Raw genomic sequence first — 20,243 nt, 5'->3', positions numbered from 1 at the left:
CGAGTGACGCTCCGTGGATCCTAGCAGTTTACCGAGGTCGTTGCGCATCGCCCTGGTGGCCGGGCTCGTTCTGATGCTCGGGGGTGCCAGCTTATTGGTCTATCGCTGGTATCTTCGGCCGACAACGCTCACCGTCGCCGTCGGTTCGCTCGATGGCGAAGCGAACAAGCTCATTTCGGCGATCGCGGGCAAGCTCACGGAGTCGAAAGCGACGGTCCGGCTGCGCCTGGTCCAGACCACGGGGCCGCTCGAGTCTGCCGCTGCGTTCGCGTCCGGAAAGGTCGATCTCGCGGTGGTGCGCGGCGATGTCGGCGACCTGTCGCAGGCCCAGGCCGTGATCGTGCTGGCCCACGCCGTCGCACTGATCATTGCTCCGCCCGGTACTTCGATATCTGACGTGACGGAGCTGAAGCGCGCCACGCTCGGCGTGATCGGGTTCGAGGCCAATCAGAAGCTGATCAAGGTGTTGTCGGACGAATACGATCTCGCGCGCGCGGGCGTGACGTTCAAGCCGCTGTTGCCCTCGGACGCGCGCCGGGCGCTGGAGGCCAAGGAGGTCCGCGCCATCCTGGTCGTGATGCCTCTGACCGAGAAATATCTGTCCCTGCTGCGCGGCGTTCTCCCGCACACCGCGCGAACCGGCCCCCTGATGATTGCCATCGAGTCGGCGGGCGCGATCGCCGAAAGGGAGCGGGCCTACGAAACCTTCGACGTGCCCAAGGGAACATTGCGGGGCTCGCCACCAATTCCCCCCGACGACCTGACGACGCTGCGGACCTCATTCTACCTGGTGGCGCAGAAGAAGCTTGGCAACGACCTGATTGGCGACTTGACCCAGTCGATTATGACCGCGCGCCACGATTTGCTCGCTGAGTTGCCGGGACTGGCGCAGATCGCGACGCCCGACACCGATGCAGATGCCTACATCCCCGTGCATCCGGGCGCCGCCGCATTCTACGAGGGGACCCGGGAGAGCTTTCTCGATCAATGGGGAAATGCGATTTTCCTGGCGCCGATGATCGCGGGCGGCCTCGCATCGGTGCTCGCCGCGGCCTGGAAATTTCTCCGGCCGGTCGAGACCCAGAGCCGACAGGAGGCGCTCGACATGCTTTATACGCTGGGGCCTCGGATCCGGGCGGCTGAGCAAATGCCGGAGCTGGAAGAGATCGAGCGCGAAATCGACCAGGTGCTGCGGACGCAGCGCAAGCAGCCGGTCGCGGACGACCAGGCCGAGCGTGCCGTCACCGCGGTGAACGTTGCAGCCCATCGGCTCGAGAACCTGATCCATGATCGCCGTGCCTATCTTGCATCGCAGCAGCCGGGTCCGGCCGGAAGCTGAGCGACGCTTTCCTTGATCTCGATCAAAGGACAGACGCGGCCGTGGCCGATGCTGTCGACCGTCGGTGTCGATGGAGGTCGCGATGTTCCGTTGGGGCAAGACTCTGGTTGCGATTGCGCTGGTATCGGCCATCCCCGTCGCTGCGGTGGCGCAAACCGCCGACAAGCCGCCTGCGCAGAGTAGTCAGCCACAGGCAGCTGCGCCGACAGCGCAGCCGGCTGACAAGTTGTTGAAGCCCGAGCAGCTCGAAGCGCTGGTCGCGCCGATTGCGCTCTATCCCGACGAGCTGCTGGCCAACGTGCTGGCGGCGTCGACATACCCGCTGGAAGTTGTGCAGGCCGATCGCTGGCTGAAGGAGCACAAGAATCTAAAAGGCGATGCGTTGAAGACCGAGGTCGAGAAGCAGGCCTGGGACGACAGTGTGAAGGCGCTTGCGAGCACGCCCGACGTTATTTCGATGATGAGCGAAAAGATCGATTGGACCAAAAATCTGGGCGATGCGGTGCTCGCGCAACAACCGGATGTGATGGATGCGATTCAGCGGTTGCGCTCGAAGGCCTATGACAACAAGAAGCTGGTGACGACCAAGCAGCAGAAGGTCAGCGTTCAAACACAAGAGAACAAGCAGGTGGTCGTAATCGAGTCGGCAGATCCGAATACGATGTACGTGCCCTATTATGAACCGGCTACAGTCTACGGCACCTGGCCATACGCGGAATATCCGCCTGACTACTTCGGGTATCCGTCCTATATCGGCGCGGGCGTCATCGCGACCGGCCTGGCGTTCGGCGCGGGATGGGCAATCGGCCGTTGGGGCAACTACTGGGGCGGCGGGTGCAACTGGGGCAACCGCAACGTCTACGTCAACCACTACAACCGGGTGAACAACATCGGCAACAGCTGGCAGCACAACCCGGCGCATCGCCAGGGCGTCCGCTATAGCAACACCAACGTCCAGCAGCGGTTCGGCGGCAACAATGTGAAGGCCGGCGTCTCGGACCGGATGGATTTCCGCGGCCGTGACGGACAGCAAGTGCTGCGTCCTGACCAGGGCGCCGGAGATCGGGCGGGCGACCGAGCAGGAGATCGTGCGGCGGATCGTGCGGGTGACCGTGGTGGTGACCGCGGCGGAGATCGTGCCGGCACGCGCGATCGGCCCGGCGGCGGTGATCGCGCAGGTGCTTCAGATCGTGCAAAGGGCGGCGGCGATCGAGCTGGAGCAAAGGGCGGCGATCGAGCCGGAGCAAAGGGGAGCGGCGATCGCGCAAAGGCCGCCAACCGCGGCAATGCCGGTAACCGCGCAGCTGCGGCCAATCGCGGTGGCGGCGGCAATCGCGGCGGCGCCATGAACGTGTCGTCCGGACGGGCAGCTGCGGCGGCATCGGCGCGGGGGCGATCGAGCATGGCCAGCATGCCGCGCGGCGGCGGCGGCGGAGCAAGCTTCGCGGGTCGTGGCGGCGGTGGATTCCAGGGTGGCGGCGGAGGCGGCTTCCGTGGTGGAGGAGGAGGCGGCGGCTTCCGCGGCGGCGGTGGCGGCGGACGGCGTTCCGACATCGCGCTCAAGCACGATATCGAACTGCTTGGATATCTCGCCAACGGCCTCGGCTATTACCGCTTCAGCTATCTCGGCAGCAGCAAATCCTATGTCGGCGTGATGGCGCAGGAAGTCGAGCACGTCATGCCAGCGGCGGTGACGCGCGGCGCCGACGGCTATCTCAGGGTCTATTACGACAGGCTCGGTCTCAAGCTTCGCAGCTACGACGAATGGCGTGCCACTGGTGCGAAGATTCCATCTCGGTCGGAGGCATCACGATGACAGGCTTTTCGTCCTTGCGATTGAATCGCATTGCTTCCGTCAGCATCGCTGCGGCAGCAGCACTCGCTCTGCTGCTGTCTCCGGCTCGCGCCCAGCAGGGCTTCCCCAATCCCGAAGACGCAGCGTCCGCCTTGGCGACCGCCGTCAAGACCGGCGCCAGCCGGGCCGTGCTGAAGGTGCTGGGCCGCGATGCAGCCGATATCATTGAGTCGGGCGACGATGTCGCCGACGCCAATGCGCGACAGCGCTTCCTTTCGGCCTACGACGCCAAGCATTCGATCAGGGCCGACGACAACAAGAAGGCCACCCTGATTCTGGGGCCCGACGACTTCCCGTTTCCGATTCCCCTCGTCAACAACCATGACGGCTGGAGTTTTGACGCGGCTGCGGGACGTCGCGAAATCCTCTACCGCAGGATTGGCAATAACGAGCTTGCTGCGATCCAGACCTGTCTCGCCTATGTCGACGCTCAGAATGAATATGCCGAGAAGGATCGCGGCGAGGGTGTGGGCGCCTATGCCCAGCGCATCGTCAGCAGGCCAGGCAAGACCGACGGATTGTTCTGGCGCGACGACAAGGACCCGAGTCCGCTCGGTGAGCTGGCGGCCCAGGCCGCGGCGGAGGGCTACAAGGTCGGCGAGCAGAGCGCGCCGTACCACGGATACTACTATCGGATCCTGAAAGCGCAGGGCTCCGACGCCCCGGGCGGCGCGCTGAACTATGTCGTGAGGGGCAAGATGATCGGTGGATTTGCACTGGTCGCCTATCCCGCCGAATACGCCAATTCCGGCGTCATGACGTTCCTGGTCAACCACGCAGGCACTGTCTATCAAAAGGATCTCGGCTCACGTACCGATTTTCTAGCCAAGCGCATGATCGTTTTCGATCCGGATCACACCTGGAAGAAAGTCGACCTCACAAATCCCTGAGCTCAGAGGGGGCTGCAGCGATGCGATGCACGGTCCGTCCCGTCATACTGGCGCTTGTGGCGATGATCCTGTCGGTCACGCCATGCTCCGCACAGGCGACCGGCCATGTCGCGGTAAAGTTCGTGAAGGCGGCTCTCGTCGTGGGTGGTGGCGGCGGGAGCGGCACGCTCACCTACCGTGGGCGGCACTATCGGTTCATCGTGTCCGGCTTCAGCCTCGGCTTAAGCGCGGGCGCGTCGGTGACCTGGCTGGAAGGCTCCGCCTCTGGCATCAGGGAGGTCAACGATTTCGCCGGGAGCTATACGCTGGTCGGAGGAGGTGGCGCATGGGCTGCCGGCGTGGGCGGCGTGAGTATGCGAAATGAACGCGGTGTTCTGCTTACGCTCAAAGGGCCGAAAGCAGGACTGGAATTTGCCGCAAACCTCGGCGGGCTCACCATTTCGCTGCGGTGAACTCAAGCTGTATTCGGCCTGTCGCTGACGATAGGCCTGGAAAAGCGAAAGCACTCCGGCGTCGCCCTGCTAACTCGGGCGAGCCACGATTGGTTTGAAACCGCCGCTGCACTGTTCTCCACTGTTTCCGATCGTTCGAATCCGAGCGCGTGAGGGGAGATCCGTTCCCCGCAGCATCGGCATCCCTGCCGACGAGCCGGCCTCACAGGCGCCAGGGAGTGGCGTTCGTTTGCAAACACGTATATGAAAGCCTCTTCCACATACACGGATCGACGTCCTGGAGGGTGCGATGGCGGATGCCGCGATCAAGTCGGCACGGCGCGTGTTCGAGATCATGGAATTCTTCGATCGCGCGCGTCGTCCGCTCGGCCTCAAGGCGATCTGCGACGAACTCCGCTACCCCGTATCGAGTGGCGCGGCGATGCTGAAGAGCCTCGTGACGCTGGGCTATCTGGAGTACGACCGCAAGACGCAGACCTATCTGCCGACCATGCGGATCGCGGTATTGGGGCGATGGGTGTCGGAGCAGCTGTTCGGCGAAATCAGGATGCTGCCGCTGATGGAGGAATTGCGCGACCGCACCCGCGAAACGGTGATCGTGGGGACCCAGAGCGACATCAGCGCCCAATATGTCCACGTGCTGCGCTCAAACCAGGCGCTCGCCTATTCGGCCGAGCCGGGATCGCTGCGCCCGCTGGCACGCTGCGGTGTCGGTTTGACATTGCTCAGCAGCAAGTCGGATGAGGAGATCGACACGCTTGTCTACCGCAGCAATCATGCGGAGCCGACGCGCAGCCACCGCGTGGCGCTGAAAGACGTGATGGCGAACATCGAGCGCATCCGCAAGCAGGGCTACTTCTTCTCCCGCGGCATCTACAGTGAAGGCATCGGCGTGATCGCGATGCCGCTGCCGCAAGCGCCGTTCACCCGCAGCTTCGTCATAGCGCTTGGCGGGCCGGCGTACCGCCTCGAGCGGCAGCTCGATCAGAACGTCGCGGCGCTGCACGGCGCGATCCGTCGGTTCCTGCCAAGGATTGCGAGAAGCTGATCGCCTTTCATTTCCATGGATATGGAAGTGCAAGGCATATCCCTGTAACGGATTGCGAGGCGCGACCTCCCCGATCTAACTTGCCGGCGAATGACGAGCCGGCTTGCAGATCGCCCGGCACAATCGGCACGGGAGGTTAGGCGTGGACTTTGCGCGGGGAGAAGGCGACGAGATCATCGTCGGGACGATCGGGCGATTCGCGGCTGACGAGTTGCGTCCCCGTCTTCGCGAGTTCGAAAGTGCGCGCACGGTCAGCGAAAGCGTGCGGGAGCGCTTCGCCGCGCTGGGCTTCGAGGCGCTGGATGTCGCCGAGGAAGCCGGTGGTGCCGGCCTCGGTCTGCTCCATCGTGTCAGGACCAACCGTTTGCTCGCTGAAGCCGACGCCGGCGCCGCGCTTGCGCTGGACCGGTTCGCGCCGGCGATCTACGTGATCGAGGCCTTCGGCGGGGTTGAAGCCCTGAAGTCGCTTCAGCTGAACCTCGGGCAGCCTGACGTTCGCTTCGCCCTGGTGATGGATCCTGGTGCCGGGGATGTTGCCGGTGCCCGCGTTGCAGGCCGGGTGGCCTGGATACCTGCCGCAGGAACGGACGTGCTCGTCGGCCTTGGTCCGCAGGGCGCGTGGCTGTTGAGGCAAGGTTTTGCGTTCGAGCCCGTCGGTGGCTCGGCCCTGCACACCGCAGGCGCAAGCAGCGTGACGTTTGACGGCACGCCCATTCTGGCATGGCATGATCCGGCGCGTGCGGCGCGCGCGCTGGCCAGGATCAGGGTCTACTACGCGTCGCTGATCTGGGGTGTGCTCTCCGATGCTGCCGGGTTTTCGCGCAGCTACGCGCTCGACCGCGTCGCGTTCGGCAAGCCGATTGCCCATCACCAGGCGCTCGCATTCCTGATCGTCGATATGTACGTCGCCGTCGAGCGGTTGGGGCTTCTGATCGAAGATGCGGCGCTGGCGATCGATGCCGGCGAAGGACGCGCCGTCGGTGCGGCGGCGGCGGCTTTCGTCGATGCCATTGAGGCGAGCCGCTTCGTCGGTCCGAATGGCGTTCAGATCCTCGGCGGGCACGGCTTCATGCGTGACTTCCCTGTCGAGAAGGCGATGCGGGACTGTCGTGCGCTCGGCCTTCTCGCGGGTGGATGCGATGCCGCGCGCGAGCAGGCCGGCGCGGCGCTCGCGGCTACCATCTCGGAGAGGATCGCCGCGTGAACAATTTCAGCGCCGCGCTCAATGCGTATATCGAACAGGTTCGGGAATGGGGGCTGCGCGAGGTACGGCGCGCCGGACTCGAGGCCGATCGCAACGGCGCGCCATTGCCGCCTGATCATCCCTATTTTGCCGCGCATGTCGATTTCCGGAGGAGGCATCCCGTGCCGGCCGACGACGGCGCGGTGCCTGAAGGTTCCGCGGTCCGAATGGCCGCAATCAATGAGGAGAATGCCTATTGGGATCGCGGCATGGGCGTCGCTGCGCCAGGACCGGGACTGCCGGCGCCGATCGTCACCGCCGCCGGCACGCCGGAGCAGCGCGAGCGCTTCCTTGGGCCATTCCGCGGCACTGACATTCCGCGCTGGGGCAGCTTCGCGCTGACGGAGCCGAGCGGAGGCTCCGACACGGCGGCGTTCCGCACCCGCGCGACGCGCACCGATCGCGGTTATCTGCTCAATGGCGCCAAGTGCTTCATCGGCAATGCCGCGCGCGCCGACTGGGTGCTGGTGCAGGCCAATCTCGATCCCGACAAGGGGCGGGCCGGGCAGCGGTCGTTTTTCGTCGAGCGTGGCAACCGCGGCATGACCGGGATCAAGATCGAGAAGAAGATGGGGCTTCGCGCCTATGAGTCGGTCTCGTTTATCCTCGAGGATTGCGAGGTCCCGCACGACAACATCCTGGGCGGCGAGCGGCCCGAACGGACGTCGAAGTCGAGCGCCTACGGCGCAACGATGGGGACGCTCAACACCACGCGCGTCGGCGTCGCGGCGAGCGCCGTCGGCTTGGCGCGCTCCGCCTATGACGAGGCGTTGAATTTTGCGACGCAGTCGGGCGCGTTCAGGTCGATACGGGTGCGCGACCGGCTGGAGGCGATGTACCGGCAGCTTCGCGCAGCCTGGCTCATGACACTGCGCGCGGCCTGGAAGGCCGACAACAGGATTCCCAACATCGTGGACGCCTCGATGGCCAAGGTGTTTGCCGCGGAGACCGCCCAGGATCTCGCCAGTGCGGGCATGGAGATCGTCGGGCTCGAGGCGGGGGCCGGTCATCACCTCGTCGAGAAGCTGTTTCGCGATGCGAAGGCGCTCAACATCGTCGAGGGCACCGGGCAGATCCAGCGCATCATCATGGCGAGAAATCTCGTCGGACTGCCGCGCTGACGCGATCCGAAACATTTGCATGGATGGTCCCTTGAACAAAATCCTTCGCCCATCGGACGCGGCGTCGATCGCCGCCTTTCTGGCACCCCGCTCGATCGCAGTCATCGGCGCCGCGCCCGCCGAACAGCGCTCGATCCGCGGCATGTTGCTGCGGGTGCTGCGCCGCGCCGGATTCACCGGACCGATTGCACCGGTCAATCCGAGCTACCGCGAGGTCAACGGCTTGCCCTGCTATCCCGCCATTGCCGCGGTCGAGTTCCCGATCGATCTCGCCATCATCGCCCTCCCGGCGGAGTTGGTCTGCGACGTCGTTGGGCAATGCGCCGCGGCTGGCGTTCGTGTGGCGATCATTATTTCCTCGGGATTTGCCGAAGAAAGCGTTGCGAAGGCCGAGCGCCAGTCGCGGTTGTCGGAGATCGCGCGACGCACCGGGATTCGTATCTGCGGTCCGAATTGCGAGGGATTCTATAATGTCGGCGGACGCGTCGCGGCGACATTCAGCGCGGCGGCGGAGCCCTTGCATCCGGACCCGACGCAAAATGCGGCTGCCGGTCGCGTGGCGATCGTGGCGCAGAGCGGGGGCCTCGGCTTCTCGTTGTTCAGTCGCGGGCGCGCCGCCGGCCTGAAGATCGGCCATGTCGTCACGACGGGCAATGAGTGCGATCTCACCGCAGTCGACTTCATCACGCATTTTGCAGGCGATCCCGACTGCGCGGCCATCATTGCCTACCTTGAGGAGGTTCGTGACTTCGAACGGTTCGCTGTCGCGGCGGGTAAGGCGCGTGCGGCGGGCAGGTCGGTGATCGTGATCAAGATTGGCCGATCCGAAGCTGGCCGTCGGGCGGCTGTCGCACACACCGCAAGCGATACCGGCGTGGCTGCGGATTTTGATACGATGTTCGCGGCCACCGGCGTGATCGCGGTCGCTGATCCCGACGATGCGGTTGCGGCAGCGCTCGGACGCTTGACCAACCCGATTGCTGCGGGTCGTCGCGTCGGCATTGTCACGACGGCGGGCGGCGCCGGAGCTGTCCTGAGCGAATGCCTCACGGAAGCAGGGTTTAACGTTCCCGTATTGGATCAGAAGCTGCAGGCGCGGCTTCGGCCGACGTTCCCCTCCTATGGCTCCGCCGCGAACCCGATTGACGTCACCGCGCAGGGCATCTTCACGGGTGGCGTCCTTCAGTCGCTCGAAGTGCTGCTCGACGGCGAGGAGGTCGATTCCGTCGTGCTTGCCCTGTCCTTGTCGAACGACCGCAGCATCTCGCTGGACGTGGAGGCGCTCAGCGCGCTCCGCGCGCGCCGATCGAAGCCCGTTCTGATCTACAGCTACACCTTGCTGTCGCCCTTCGCGCGCGAAGCGCTCACGGCTGCGGGATTTGCGGTGTTCGAGCGAGCCCGGGACCTTGTCGTCGCCATGCGCGCACTGAGCACGGTCGGCGGCGACGACCATACGCGCGCATTCGGCGGCGAAGCCGTGGCGTCATGATCAGCTTTGATGTCACTGACGAACAACGCCAGATTCGCGACATGCTCCTCGCGTTCTCGAACAAAGAGCTGGCGCCGCGGGCACGGCGGGCCGACGAAGCGTGCGCCGCGCCGGCTGACGTGCTCGACGAAGCGTGGTCCCTGGGGCTGGCCTCACTTGCGATTCCGGAGGCCTATGGCGGCGGCGGTGCGCCGCGCTCGGCCCTGACGGGCGCGTTGATGCTGGAAGCGATGGGCTCCGGATGCGCCGGGCTCGGCGGCACCGCCGTTGCGTCGTCGCTGTTTGTCAACCCGCTGATTGACCTCGGGACGGAAGAGCAGAGGAAGCGTGACCTGCCGAAATTCTGCGGGAGCCAACGCCGCGTGGCAACGCTCGCGCTGCATGAGGACGCGCTTGCGTTCGATCCGTCGCGGATCGTCACTCGCGCCGAACCGGATCAGGACGGTTGGCGGATCACCGGCGTCAAGCGGCTGGTCCCTCTGGGCGAGCAGGCCGAGGACATGCTCGTGCTCGCGCGGGCATCCGACGCGCCGGGGATCGACGGGATCAAGGCCTTCATCGTCCCTCCGCGTGCCCCGGGCGTCACGATCGCCCGCGAGAGCGGCACCATCGGCCTGACGCCGATGGGATTTGCCCGGGTTGAGCTTGCCGGCGTGCCGCTTCCGGCTGACGCGATCCTCGGCGAAGGCGGTGGCGCGGATATCCGTCCCCTGCTGGCCAGCCTGCGTATCGGCGGTGCGGCACTCGCCGTGGGGCTGGCGCGCGCGGTGACCGATTTCGCGATTCCATACGCCAGGGAACGTGTCGCATTCGGTGAGCCGATCGCGAAGAAGCAGTCGATCGCCTTCACGCTCGCCGACATGCATATCGAGTGCGACGCCATGCGCTGGCTGGTCTGGAAGGCGGCTGCCGCGTTCGATCGGGGAGTCGATGTTTCGAAAACGGCCGTCCTTGCGCAGAACTACGTCAACCGCCGCGCGATCAGGATCGCCGATGACGGGCTGCAGATATTCGGCGGTCACGGCTATATCCGCGACCTTCCGCTCGAGATGTGGCTGCGCAACGCGCGGATGCTGACCATCCACGGCGCGCTTGCGGCGGCGTGAAGGAGCAGAGCATGGTGGATTTCACGCTTTCCGACACTGATCGGGAAATTCTTTCGGGAGTAGCCGAAGAGGCAAAGGCCAGCGAGAAATACGCGCGGCACTACGACGCGCACGAGGACGAAATCCTGCCCAAGGCGTTCGCCGAGGCCGCGGCGTTCCCCTCGCTGCTCGAACGGATGCGACGTCGGCCGAGCGACGACACGCCATCCGTGATCATGCAGATGCTGATCAAGATCGAGCGCGAGGCACACAACGGCGTGCCGTTGCGCCAGGCGCCATCGGCGCTAGGCAATGCGGCGCTGGGCGCGGCCGGCACGCCCGCGCAGCAGAAACGGTGGGGGCATCTGATGCTGGCGATGTCGATCACCGAGCCGGGTGCCGGATCCGATACCAAGGCGATCCAGACGACCGCTGTGCTCGATGGCGACGAGTGGGTGCTGAATGGCGACAAGATCTTCGTCACCAATGGCGTGCGGTGCCACGGCACGATCGTCTGGGCGACCGTCAGCAAGGCGGCGGGTCGCGGCGGCATCAAATCGTTCCTGGTGCTGAAGGGTACGGCCGGGTTCGAACTGGTCCGCAAGGAAAAGAAGCTCGGAATTCGCAGCAGCGATACCGCAGCCTACGCGTTTCGCGATTGCCGCATCCCGCGTGACCATCTGATCGGTGGCGACGAGCGCGTGCCGCAACGCGCGGACGAGGGCTCTGCCTCCTACAAAGGTGTCCTCAAGACGTTCAACATCACCCGTCCGACCGTCGCCGCCGGCGGCATCGGAAAGGCGCTCGGCGCTTTCCGGTATGCGCGGGATCACCTGGCCGCGGAAGGGATCGCGGTCGACTGGCACAAGGGGCCGCACGATCGGACCGCCACGGAGCAGACGCTGCTGGAACTCGAGGCCGACATCGAGGCCGCGACGCTGACGGTGCTGCGCGCAGCCTGGCTCGCGGCGCGCGGCGAACCCAACAATCTTGAGGCATCGGTCGCAAAGGCGAAGGGCGGCGAGCTCTGCCGCAGCGGTCCGCAGCGCGCGATGGAGCTGCTGGGGGCAATGAGCCTCAGCCACGATCATCCGGTCGAGCAATTCCTGCGCGATGGCCGCATCACCGACATTTATGAGGGTACCGGCCAGATCCAGCGGCTCGTCATCGCGCGCGCCATCCTCGGATATTCGTCGGCCGAGCTTAGTTGAACGCAGGACACAGGCCAAAGCCCAGGGCGGTTGATCGACGGGAAGTTCCCGACAGGAGAAGTTTTGATGCGCGAAGCTGTGATCGTTTCGACGGCGCGGACGCCGATCGGCAAGGCCTATCGAGGCGCGTTCAACAACACGACGGCGCCGACGCTGGGCGGCCACGTCATTCGCGCGGTCGTCGAGCGCGCCGGGCTCGATACGGCCGAGGTCGACGACGTGGTGATGGGCGCCGCCCAGCAACAGGGGACCTCGGGCAACAACGTAGCTCGTCACGCCGCGCTGCGCGCCGGACTTCCCGACAGCGTAGCCGCGATGTCGATCGATCGCAAATGCTCGTCCGGTCTGATGGCGATCGCGACCGCCGCGAAGTACATCATCAATGACGGTGCACCGGTCGCGATCGGCGGCGGCCTGGAATCGATCAGCCTGGTGCAGAACGACAAGGTCAATCGTTATCGGGTGTGGGACGATTGGATTCTCCGCCATGCGACGGGTCTCACGAGCTCGATGATCGAGACGGCCGAGCTCGTCGCGGAGCGTTACGGCATCAGTCGCGAAGCGCAGGACGACTATGCCCTGCGATCGCAGCAACGGACGGCGATAGCGCAGGCCGAAGGCCGCTTCGACCGGGAAATCGCGCCGCTCAAGACCGAGATGGCGGTCACAGATCACGCCAGCGGCGAAACCACCGTCAGGGAGGTTACGCTGACGCGGGACGAGGGCAATCGTCCGCAAACCACCCTGGAGGATCTCGCGAAGCTCAAGCCCGTGTTCGCAGGCGGGCGCTTTGTCAAGCAGGGACGATTTGTCACCGCCGGAAACGCCTCGCAGCTGTCTGACGGCGCCGCGGCGGTGCTCCTGATGGAGGCCGCGGAGGCGGAGCGGCGCGGTCTCGAGCCGCTCGGCGCCTATCGCGGCATGGCGGTTGCGGGCTGTGCGCCGGAGGAGATGGGCATCGGTCCGGTTTTCGCGGTGCCCAAGCTGCTCGAGCGCAACGGACTGCGCATCGACGATATCGACCTCTGGGAGCTGAATGAGGCGTTCGCGTCGCAGCTGCTGTATTGCCGCGACCGGCTCGGCATTCCCGACGAGCGGCTCAACGTCTCGGGCGGCGCGATCGCGATCGGTCATCCCTATGGCATGACGGGCGCGCGCTGCGTCGGACATCTGATGCGGGAGGGGAGACGCCGCAGGGCCCGCTACGGCGTGGTGACGATGTGCTGCGCAGGCGGCATCGGTGCCGCCGGCCTGTTCGAGATTTTTCATGGAGGGACTGCATGAGCAAGCGCGAGGCCGATCTGCCGGAGGCGCAGCAGCACATCCTCGCCGCCGAGCGCGATGCGGCGAGGATCGATGGTGTGAATGCCGGTACGCCGCGGATCCCGATCGAACGCGTCGGCATCCTCGGCGCCGGTACGATGGGCGGCGGCATCGCCATGAACTTCCTGTCGATCGGCATTCCCGTGACGATCGTCGAGCGTGACCGGGCTCCGCTGGAGCGGGGCATCGCCACGATCCGGCGAAACTACGAGCGCGCCGTAAACCGCGGCCGCCTCGCCGCGGAAGACGCCGAGCGCGCGCTGGCATTGCTGACGCCGGGCCTCGTCATCGACGACGTTGCCGAAAGCGATCTCATCATCGAGGCCGTATTCGAGAACATGGCTGTCAAGAAGGATGTGTTTCGCAAGCTCGACGCGATCGCCAAGCCGGGCGCGATCCTGGCGTCGAACACCAGCCGGCTCGACATCGACGCGATTGCCGCGGAGACACGCCGGCCCGAGGCGGTGATCGGCCTGCACTTCTCCTCGCCGGCGAACGTCATGCGCTTGCTCGAGATCGTGCGTGGGGCGAAGACCGGGCCGTCGCAGCTTGCGACGGCCATGGACCTCGCCGGGCGGATCGGCAAGATCGCCGTCGTCTCGGGCGTCTGCCCGGGCTTCATCGGCAACCGCATGCTGGGCCGACGACAGGCGCAGGCGCAAAGGCTGATCCTCGAAGGCGCAAGACCCTGGGATGTCGATCGCGTGCTGACCGAATTCGGGTTCCCGATGGGGCCGTTCCAGATGAGCGATCTGGCGGGCCTCGATCTCGGCTGGCGGCGCGAGACCTCGAAGGGCGAAAGCATTCGCGATCTGTTGTGTGAACGTGACCGCCGCGGACAGAAGACGTCGAAGGGCTACTACGACTACGACGCCGAGCGTGTCGCGACGCCCTCGCCGGAAGTCGAGGCGCTCATTGCCGAGTTTGCAAGGAGCCGCGGCTATCGTTCGCGTCAGGTCACGGACGATGAGATCCTGGAGCGGCTGCTCTATCCGATGATCGACGAAGGCATGAAGATCCTCGATGAAGGTATCGCGCAGCGCGCCTCTGACATCGATGTGGTCTGGCTCAATGGCTACGGTTGGCCTGCGCGCACGGGAGGCCCGATGTTCTGGGCGGAGGGCGTCGGGCTCGGCCGCATCGCTACGCGTCTTCAGTCCTATGCCGGCAAGCTCGGCCCGGATGGCGCGCTGTCGCAGCGGCTCGCACGCATCGCGGCGTCGGATGGGCAAGCGAACTGATCCCCGGAGCATCATCGTGGCCGGGTGAAGCCAAGCGGATTGCCATGTTGAATGACAGTTACAAGGCCCGCGCAAAGGCTCACCTCGGCGAGGCGCTTCGCTGGAATCCGGAGACCGAGATCGAATTCGGTGAGGGTATCGTTGCCGGCCTCGGCTTCGTCGGACCGATCATACTCGCAGCCATGCTCGGAAACCTGTCGCTTGGTCTTGCCGCCTCCGCCGGCAGCCTGCCGATCGCACCGCAGGCGGCCGGACGCCGTGCGGGCGAACAGGCCCGCGGCATTGCGCTCGCGCTGTTGCCAACGATCGGTGCGGCGGGCCTTGCCGTCGCCCTGACCGACGCAGGCTGTGCAGGACGGATCCTGGTGGTTCTGCTGGCGGGTGGCGCGGCGATCGTCGGCGGTTACAGCCGCACCGCCGCCATCGTCACCACGCGCTTCACCCTGTTTCTCATCATCACGCTGAGCCTTGCCGCGACGATGTCCCACCGCCTGCTCCTGATGCTGCTGCTCACCGGTGGCGCGGTCTGGACGGCGCTGCTCTGGCTGCTGTTCGGCATGTTCGCGCGGACGATGCGGGGCAGTCAGGTGGTGGAGGAAGTCCGGCCGTCTTCGACAAGGGCGGAGAAGTTCGCGCGCTGGTCGGCGTCGATCCGGCAATTCTCCGGTCTGCAATATGCGTTGAAGCTTGTGTTCTGTCTCGCGGCGGCCGCGCTGTTCGATATCGCCTATCCCGGCCATCACCTGCACTGGATTTCGTTGACCGTCGTCCTTCTTGCGCAGCGGCGCACCGACCTCATGCCGGTCAAGATCACCCAGCGTGCGCTGGGCGCCGCGCTCGGAGGGATCGTCGCCGGCCTCGGCGTCGCGGCCCATCCGCCCGTGGGGCTCCTGATTGCCGGCATTGGATTGATCGCCGGCACACGCCCGCTGCTGAAGATGCGCCACTACCTCTCCTATTCGGCGATGATGACGACCCTGATCGTGCTGATGATGGATTTCGAGCAGCCGCTCGAAGCATCGGTGCTGGTGGACCGGACGATCGCGACGCTGATCGGCGGTGGCCTCGTCATTGTTGCAAACCTTGCCGGCGAGCGGATCGCGACGCGGCTCGCACGGCAGCAGCCATGACCGGACTGCGCAAGATCTCCGGGCCGACGGGTATTTCCACATCCATGGAAGTGCGCGTACGTCCCGCGCAGATGAGGCGGTTCGCGATCAGTGACGATAGGATCGATGCAGTGGCCGGCATTGGTCACCTGGTTTGTGGTGCCTGATCGCAATGAGCCCGTCGTAACAACTGCGCGTGATCGTAGCAGTCACGCCACAGGGAAACGCACCGGATGTCTGAAGATGTTATCGCCGTATCGCGACCTGCCACGGCCGCGAGCTCTGGCTCTCGCGCCCTGACGCTCAGCGCGTGGTCCTGGATCGGCTACGAGGCGACGCGGATCCCGTATCTCGTTCTGCTCAAGATCTACATCTTTGCGCCCTATGTCAGCAAAGTCATGATCGGCGATCCCGTGCTCGGGCAGACGCTGTTTGCCCGATACGGCTTTGTTGCAGGTCTGGTCGGAGCCGTGACAGTGCCGTTTCTCGGCGCCTCGCTCGACCGGATGGGCCCGCGAAAGCCGTGGATCACCGCCTGCATCCTGATCTCGCTGCCGCTGCTGGTCAGCCTGTGGTGGGCGAAGCCGGACCGCAGCGGACTGTCGGTCCATGCCGTGCTGGTGATCGTGATGGCGCTCAATCTGCTGTTCGTCTATTCCGAGATCCTGCATAACGCGATGCTGGGACCGGCGGTCGGGATGTCGCGGGTTGGCCGCTACTCTGGTGTCAGCCTGGGCGTCGCAAATCTCGTGTCCGTCGCCATCATGACGTTCCTGTTGTGGGGATTTGCCCTTCCCGGGCAGTTGCATTGGTTCGGGGTACCTGACGCGCCGCTGCTTGGCTTGTCGCAGGCAAGCCACGAGATGGAGCGATTGATCGGGCCCCTGATCGCAGCGCTCGCCTGCGCCGGTCTGTTCATGCTGCTTCGCTTCACCATCGACGCGCCGGCATCGGGCGAGACCTTTCTGAGGGCGGTCCGCCTCGGCTCGAGGGACGTGTTCGCCCTGGTCGCCGGTCTGCGAAAGCAGCCGGATCTGCTGAAGTTCCTGATCGCCCGGACCCTCTATGCCGACGGCTTTCACACCCTTATCATCTTCGAAGGTATCTATGCCTCGGGTGTGATGGGATGGCACGGCTTCAAGCTGCTGAGTTTTGCCGTCGTCAAGATCGCATTCGCCGCGCTCGGTGGCTTGCTGGCGGCAAGCCTGAACGCGCGACTTGGCACGCGCCGCGCCATCATCCTTCAGATATCGATTACGGTCGTTCTGTTGGTCATGGTCCTCGGCACAACGCCGGACCGGATGATCTTTTTCTGGCCCCATGACCCGGCCGCGCAGCCGCTGTGGAATGGCCCGGTGTTTCGAACCCTGCCCGAGGTCGCCTTCATGCTGCTGTCAGGATCGATGACGGCGTTTGCGGTGGCCTCGATCGCGTCGGGGCGCGCCATGATCATTCAGATCGTGCCACCGACGCGCGTCGGCTCCTATTTCGGGCTGTTCGGCCTGACCGCCAGCACAACGGTCTGGATCGCCCCGATGCTGGTCGGTATTCTGACGGCGCGCTTTCAGTCCCAAGCCGTCGGTCTCGCTCCGATCGCCGTGCTGTTGACCCTCGGCGCGATCGGCATGCTGTTCGTCAAGGGTGGCGACCGGCTTGAGGAGTGAATGTGGCGCGGGTGGTCGGGTGAGCAACTGGATCAAGCACGCCGTCTGGTGGCATGTGTATCCGCTCGGCTTCGTTGGCGCCGAACGCGAGGCCGGCGCGTGTGCCGGTGTCGTGCATCGCCTCGACCACCTTGTCCGGTGGCTCGATTACGCCGTGGAGCTCGGTGCATCCGGTATCCTGCTGGGACCGATCTTTGCCTCGTCGACCCATGGATACGATACGATCGACCACCTCCTGATCGACAGGCGGCTTGGGGACGACGCGGACTTCGATGCATTGGTCGCCGCAGCCCGTCGCCGCGGCCTGCGCATCATCCTGGATGGTGTTTTCAACCATGTCAGCCGCGAATCGCCGCGCTTTCAGCGCGCCGTCACCGGCGGTCCGCTATCGCCGGAGGCGTCGTGGTTTCGACTGACCTGGCCGGCGGACGGAAAGGAGCCTGATTGCGCGACCTTCGAAGGTCACCATCAGCTTGTGACGCTCAACCATGGTGAACCTGCGGTCGTCGACTATGTCATCCGCGTGATGAATCACTGGCTTGATCGCGGTGCCGATGGCTGGCGCCTCGACGCGGCCTATGCTGTCCCGCGGCAATTCTGGAGGCACGTCTTGCCCGCGGTTCGCGCGCGGCATGCCGACGCCTATATCTTCGGCGAGGTGATCCACGGTGACTACGCCGGCTTCGTCGACGAGACCGGTGTCGATGCGGTCACGCAATACGAGCTTTGGAAGGCGATCTGGAGCGCCCTGAACGATCGCAACTTCCATGAGCTCGCATGGGCGCTCGCGCGGCACAATGCGATGATCGACCGGTTCGTGCCGCAGACGTTCATCGGCAATCACGATGTCACGCGGATCGCGAGCCAGGTTCTGGACGAACGGCATATCCCGCACGCGCTGGTCATTCTCATGACCTGTGGCGGCACGCCCTCGATCTACGCCGGTGACGAACAGGCGTTCCGCGGGATCAAGGAGCGTCGTGCCGGAGGTGACGACGCGATCCGCCCAAGCTTTCCGGCGGCGCCAGCCGAACTGGCGCCATTCGGCTGGCCAACATACCGGCTGCATCAGGAGCTGATTGGACTGCGGCGGAAGCATCCATGGCTCCATCGGGCAAGAACCCGTATGGTCGATCTCCGCAACACCGACATTGTCTTCGAAGCATTCGATGAAGGCAATCGGCTATGGGTTGCTCTGAACCTGGCCGACGCGGCGGTCGGTCGTACCGTCGATTCCGGCGTCGACAGGCTCGCAGGATCAGGCGCGGTGCGCAGGACGGGCGTCAGGACCGAGCTTACGCTGCCACCGCATGGGTGGGCGATCCTGGGTTAGCGACAGCTGCACCTTGGATCGTGCGCTTCGCTGCTCAAACCTCAGATCATGGAGTTGAGCAGCTCGCAGCCGCTTCCGCCGTCGCCTCATCCGCATTCGGATCGGCCGCCGCCGTCGCCCAGGCGAGTTCGACGAGGGTCACGGTCCGTCGGCCGGCGCCGTCGAGCTGGCAGACGATCAGGCCCTGTTCCTCGATATAGGTCAAAAGATGCCGGGCGCGGCGCAGCGAGTGGGTGCCGTAGGCGCGGGCGATCGCGGCATCGCTCGGGCAGGGCCAGCCTTCCTTCGCGGCGCGGGCGATCATCATGAAGACGCCCTGCATGTCCTCGGGCAGCAGCGCGGCGCGCATCGAGACATCCTGCCACGCGTCGTCTTCCGCCATCTCGGTGCCGAGCCCGGCGCGGGCGCGCGTCAGCATGCGGCGGAAATCGGTCAGCTCCGGCACGACAGCACCGAGCCCTTCGATGCGGCAGCGGACCACGAACTCCTGATAGAGCACGCCGATGGCGCGGAAGCCGGCATCGGGTTCGGCGAGGATGGCGCGCAGGATGCGGTCCAGCCGTTCCCGCCGCTCGGCCAATTGCTCGGCGCTGAGTGGTTGCTCCGCGGCTTCGGAGTTTGGCTCCGGTGCCGGCTGCTTGGCGGCCATCAGCTGGCTGAGCAGGTCCGGCGACGGCGCACGGCGCTGTGGCCGCACCGTCTCGGGTGGCGGCGCTGCCAGGATGATGGCGCGCGCGTCCTCCAGTGCGGCTTCCGGCAGCGGTATCAGCCGCGGTGCCGCGTTGCGCGGCTGCGTATCCGTTGGACCGATGCGCAAGCCGAGCGGACGGCGCGAGAGCGCAGGCCCGAGCGCCATGAATTGGCCGCGCTCGAGGTCGCGGAAGGCTTCCGCCTGCCGCCGCTCCATGCCGAGCAGGTCGGCGGCGCGCGCCATGTCGATATCGAGGAAGGTGCGGCCCATCAGGAAGTTGGACGCCTCGGCCGCCACATTCTTGGCGAGCTTGGCGAGCCGCTGGGTTGCGATGATCCCGGCAAGGCCGCGCTTGCGGCCGCGGCACATCAGGTTGGTCATCGCGCCGAGCGAGAGCTTGCGCGCCTCGTCGGTCACTTCGCCCGCAACCGCCGGCGCGAACAGCTGCGCCTCGTCCACCACCACCAGCATCGGATACCAGTGGTCGCGGGGGACCTCGAACATTCCGCCGAGGAAAGCCGCCGCCCGCCGCATCTGGTTCTCGGCGTCGAGCCCTTCGAGATTGAGCACGGTGGAGACGCGGTGGATGCGCACGCGCTCGCCGGCGACCTGCAGGCTGCGCTCGGTATGGTCTTCGGCGTCGATGACGAGGTGGCCGAAGCGCTCGGCCAAGGTGACGAAGTCGCCTTCGGGGTCGATGATGGTCTGCTGCACCCAGGGCGCGCTCTGTTCCAGCAGCCGGCGCAGCAGATGGGATTTGCCGGAACCCGAATTGCCCTGCACCAGGAGGCGCGTGGCCAACAGCTCCTCGAGGTCGATGGCCGCCGAAGCGCCGGCCGTCGTTTGTCCCATCTCGATCGCTACGGTCATCTGCCCCGACTCAAATCATCCTTGCGGAGACGCGGCTTAACAAGCCGATCGCGCCCCGTCGAGCGAACCGCGACATCATCCCCAGGCGCGGCCGGGACGTCGACCCATCTTCGAAAGGGTTGCGCTCGGATGCCGCCGCCAGGTCGAAGCCGACGATATGAGCTCGCAGGTCGCGAGCAGAAGTCCGAAATCAATTGTACGCAGGCACCTTTGTCGGTCGGCGAGACAACAGGGAGCCTCAGACGTCGCCACTGATCGGGGAAATCACAGTCTTTACGC

Annotated in this window: 16 protein-coding genes; 15 read left to right on the top strand and 1 reads right to left on the bottom strand. The window is 65.5% G+C overall.

Features of this window, described 5'->3' with window-relative positions; genetic code table 11:
• The first annotated feature begins 40 nt into the window (after nt 1-40).
• The 15 genes from WDM24_RS36835 to WDM24_RS36765 all read left to right on the top strand — a co-directional run bounded on the left by WDM24_RS36835 (nt 41) and on the right by WDM24_RS36765 (nt 18,403).
• Nucleotides 41-1,339 (top strand): TAXI family TRAP transporter solute-binding subunit, encoded by a 1,299-nt coding sequence (locus WDM24_RS36835; RefSeq protein WP_338829209.1) that lies wholly within the window; start codon nt 41-43, stop codon nt 1,337-1,339.
• A gap of 82 nt (nt 1,340-1,421) precedes the next feature.
• Nucleotides 1,422-3,155 (top strand): DUF3300 domain-containing protein, encoded by a 1,734-nt coding sequence (locus WDM24_RS36830; RefSeq protein WP_338829208.1) that lies wholly within the window; start codon nt 1,422-1,424, stop codon nt 3,153-3,155.
• The gene (locus tag WDM24_RS36825) at nt 3,152-4,084 is read left to right on the top strand and encodes a DUF2950 domain-containing protein (protein ID WP_338829207.1); all 933 of its coding nucleotides are present in this window, start codon (nt 3,152-3,154) and stop codon (nt 4,082-4,084) included. Before WDM24_RS36830 ends, WDM24_RS36825 begins: the two co-directional genes overlap by 4 nt.
• Nucleotides 4,085-4,146: 62 nt before the next feature.
• Nucleotides 4,147-4,536, top strand: coding sequence for a hypothetical protein (locus WDM24_RS36820; RefSeq protein ID WP_338829206.1), 390 nt, complete (start codon nt 4,147-4,149; stop codon nt 4,534-4,536).
• A gap of 289 nt (nt 4,537-4,825) precedes the next feature.
• A complete protein-coding gene (locus tag WDM24_RS36815) occupies nt 4,826-5,584 on the top strand; it encodes an IclR family transcriptional regulator (protein WP_338829205.1) in 759 nt (252 codons plus the stop codon).
• A 142-nt stretch (nt 5,585-5,726) separates the two neighbouring features.
• The gene (locus tag WDM24_RS36810) at nt 5,727-6,788 is read left to right on the top strand and encodes an acyl-CoA dehydrogenase family protein (protein ID WP_338829204.1); all 1,062 of its coding nucleotides are present in this window, start codon (nt 5,727-5,729) and stop codon (nt 6,786-6,788) included.
• On the top strand, nt 6,785-7,948 hold the full coding sequence (locus tag WDM24_RS36805; RefSeq protein WP_338829203.1) for an acyl-CoA dehydrogenase family protein: 1,164 nt from the start codon (nt 6,785-6,787) through the stop codon (nt 7,946-7,948). Before WDM24_RS36810 ends, WDM24_RS36805 begins: the two co-directional genes overlap by 4 nt.
• A 31-nt stretch (nt 7,949-7,979) precedes the next feature.
• Nucleotides 7,980-9,437 carry a CoA-binding protein gene (locus tag WDM24_RS36800; protein ID WP_338829202.1) on the top strand — a complete coding sequence of 486 codons (1,458 nt, stop codon included), beginning with the start codon at nt 7,980-7,982 and terminating at the stop codon, nt 9,435-9,437.
• A complete protein-coding gene (locus WDM24_RS36795; RefSeq protein ID WP_338829201.1) occupies nt 9,434-10,543 on the top strand; it encodes an acyl-CoA dehydrogenase family protein in 1,110 nt (369 codons plus the stop codon). The genes WDM24_RS36800 and WDM24_RS36795 overlap by 4 nt, the downstream gene beginning before the upstream one ends.
• A gap of 11 nt (nt 10,544-10,554) precedes the next feature.
• Nucleotides 10,555-11,733 carry an acyl-CoA dehydrogenase family protein gene (locus WDM24_RS36790; RefSeq protein WP_338829200.1) on the top strand — a complete coding sequence of 393 codons (1,179 nt, stop codon included), beginning with the start codon at nt 10,555-10,557 and terminating at the stop codon, nt 11,731-11,733.
• A gap of 66 nt (nt 11,734-11,799) precedes the next feature.
• Nucleotides 11,800-13,017, top strand: coding sequence for an acetyl-CoA C-acyltransferase (locus WDM24_RS36785; protein ID WP_338829199.1), 1,218 nt, complete (start codon nt 11,800-11,802; stop codon nt 13,015-13,017).
• On the top strand, nt 13,014-14,297 hold the full coding sequence (locus WDM24_RS36780) for a 3-hydroxyacyl-CoA dehydrogenase (RefSeq protein ID WP_338829198.1): 1,284 nt from the start codon (nt 13,014-13,016) through the stop codon (nt 14,295-14,297). Before WDM24_RS36785 ends, WDM24_RS36780 begins: the two co-directional genes overlap by 4 nt.
• A 44-nt stretch (nt 14,298-14,341) precedes the next feature.
• Nucleotides 14,342-15,427 carry an FUSC family protein gene (locus WDM24_RS36775; RefSeq protein WP_166302627.1) on the top strand — a complete coding sequence of 362 codons (1,086 nt, stop codon included), beginning with the start codon at nt 14,342-14,344 and terminating at the stop codon, nt 15,425-15,427.
• A 212-nt stretch (nt 15,428-15,639) separates the two neighbouring features.
• Entirely contained in the window at nt 15,640-17,070 is a 1,431-nt protein-coding gene (locus tag WDM24_RS36770; RefSeq protein ID WP_338829197.1) for an MFS transporter, read from the top strand.
• 19 nt (nt 17,071-17,089) lie between these two features.
• Nucleotides 17,090-18,403, top strand: coding sequence for an alpha-amylase family glycosyl hydrolase (locus WDM24_RS36765; RefSeq protein WP_338829195.1), 1,314 nt, complete (start codon nt 17,090-17,092; stop codon nt 18,401-18,403).
• Between the two features lie 46 nt (nt 18,404-18,449).
• Here WDM24_RS36765 and WDM24_RS36760 read toward each other — a convergent pair whose 3' ends face one another.
• Nucleotides 18,450-19,964 (bottom strand): ATP-binding protein, encoded by a 1,515-nt coding sequence (locus WDM24_RS36760; RefSeq protein ID WP_338829194.1) that lies wholly within the window; start codon nt 19,962-19,964, stop codon nt 18,450-18,452.
• Nucleotides 19,965-20,243 lie beyond the last annotated feature (279 nt).

The organism is Bradyrhizobium sp. 27S5 (genome assembly GCF_037217225.1).
Lineage (GTDB): Bacteria > Pseudomonadota > Alphaproteobacteria > Rhizobiales > Xanthobacteraceae > Bradyrhizobium > Bradyrhizobium septentrionale.
Note: the sequence above shows the minus strand (reverse complement) of the source record. Positions and strands in the feature narration are given on the sequence as shown.

What these genes read in the sequence shown, in the direction of transcription:
- WDM24_RS36815 (WP_338829205.1), top strand. Translation starts at nt 4,826, where the DNA reads ATGGCGGATGCCGCGATCAAGTCGGCACGGCGCGTGTTCGAGATCATG.
- WDM24_RS36775 (WP_166302627.1), top strand. Translation starts at nt 14,342, where the DNA reads ATGTTGAATGACAGTTACAAGGCCCGCGCAAAGGCTCACCTCGGCGAG.
- WDM24_RS36825 (WP_338829207.1), top strand. Translation starts at nt 3,152, where the DNA reads ATGACAGGCTTTTCGTCCTTGCGATTGAATCGCATTGCTTCCGTCAGC.
- WDM24_RS36770 (WP_338829197.1), top strand. Translation starts at nt 15,640, where the DNA reads ATGTCTGAAGATGTTATCGCCGTATCGCGACCTGCCACGGCCGCGAGC.
- WDM24_RS36820 (WP_338829206.1), top strand. Translation starts at nt 4,147, where the DNA reads ATGATCCTGTCGGTCACGCCATGCTCCGCACAGGCGACCGGCCATGTC.
- WDM24_RS36830 (WP_338829208.1), top strand. Translation starts at nt 1,422, where the DNA reads ATGTTCCGTTGGGGCAAGACTCTGGTTGCGATTGCGCTGGTATCGGCC.
- WDM24_RS36785 (WP_338829199.1), top strand. Translation starts at nt 11,800, where the DNA reads ATGCGCGAAGCTGTGATCGTTTCGACGGCGCGGACGCCGATCGGCAAG.
- WDM24_RS36760 (WP_338829194.1), bottom strand. Translation starts at nt 19,964, where the DNA reads ATGACCGTAGCGATCGAGATGGGACAAACGACGGCCGGCGCTTCGGCG.
- WDM24_RS36790 (WP_338829200.1), top strand. Translation starts at nt 10,555, where the DNA reads ATGGTGGATTTCACGCTTTCCGACACTGATCGGGAAATTCTTTCGGGA.
- WDM24_RS36780 (WP_338829198.1), top strand. Translation starts at nt 13,014, where the DNA reads ATGAGCAAGCGCGAGGCCGATCTGCCGGAGGCGCAGCAGCACATCCTC.
- WDM24_RS36795 (WP_338829201.1), top strand. Translation starts at nt 9,434, where the DNA reads ATGATCAGCTTTGATGTCACTGACGAACAACGCCAGATTCGCGACATG.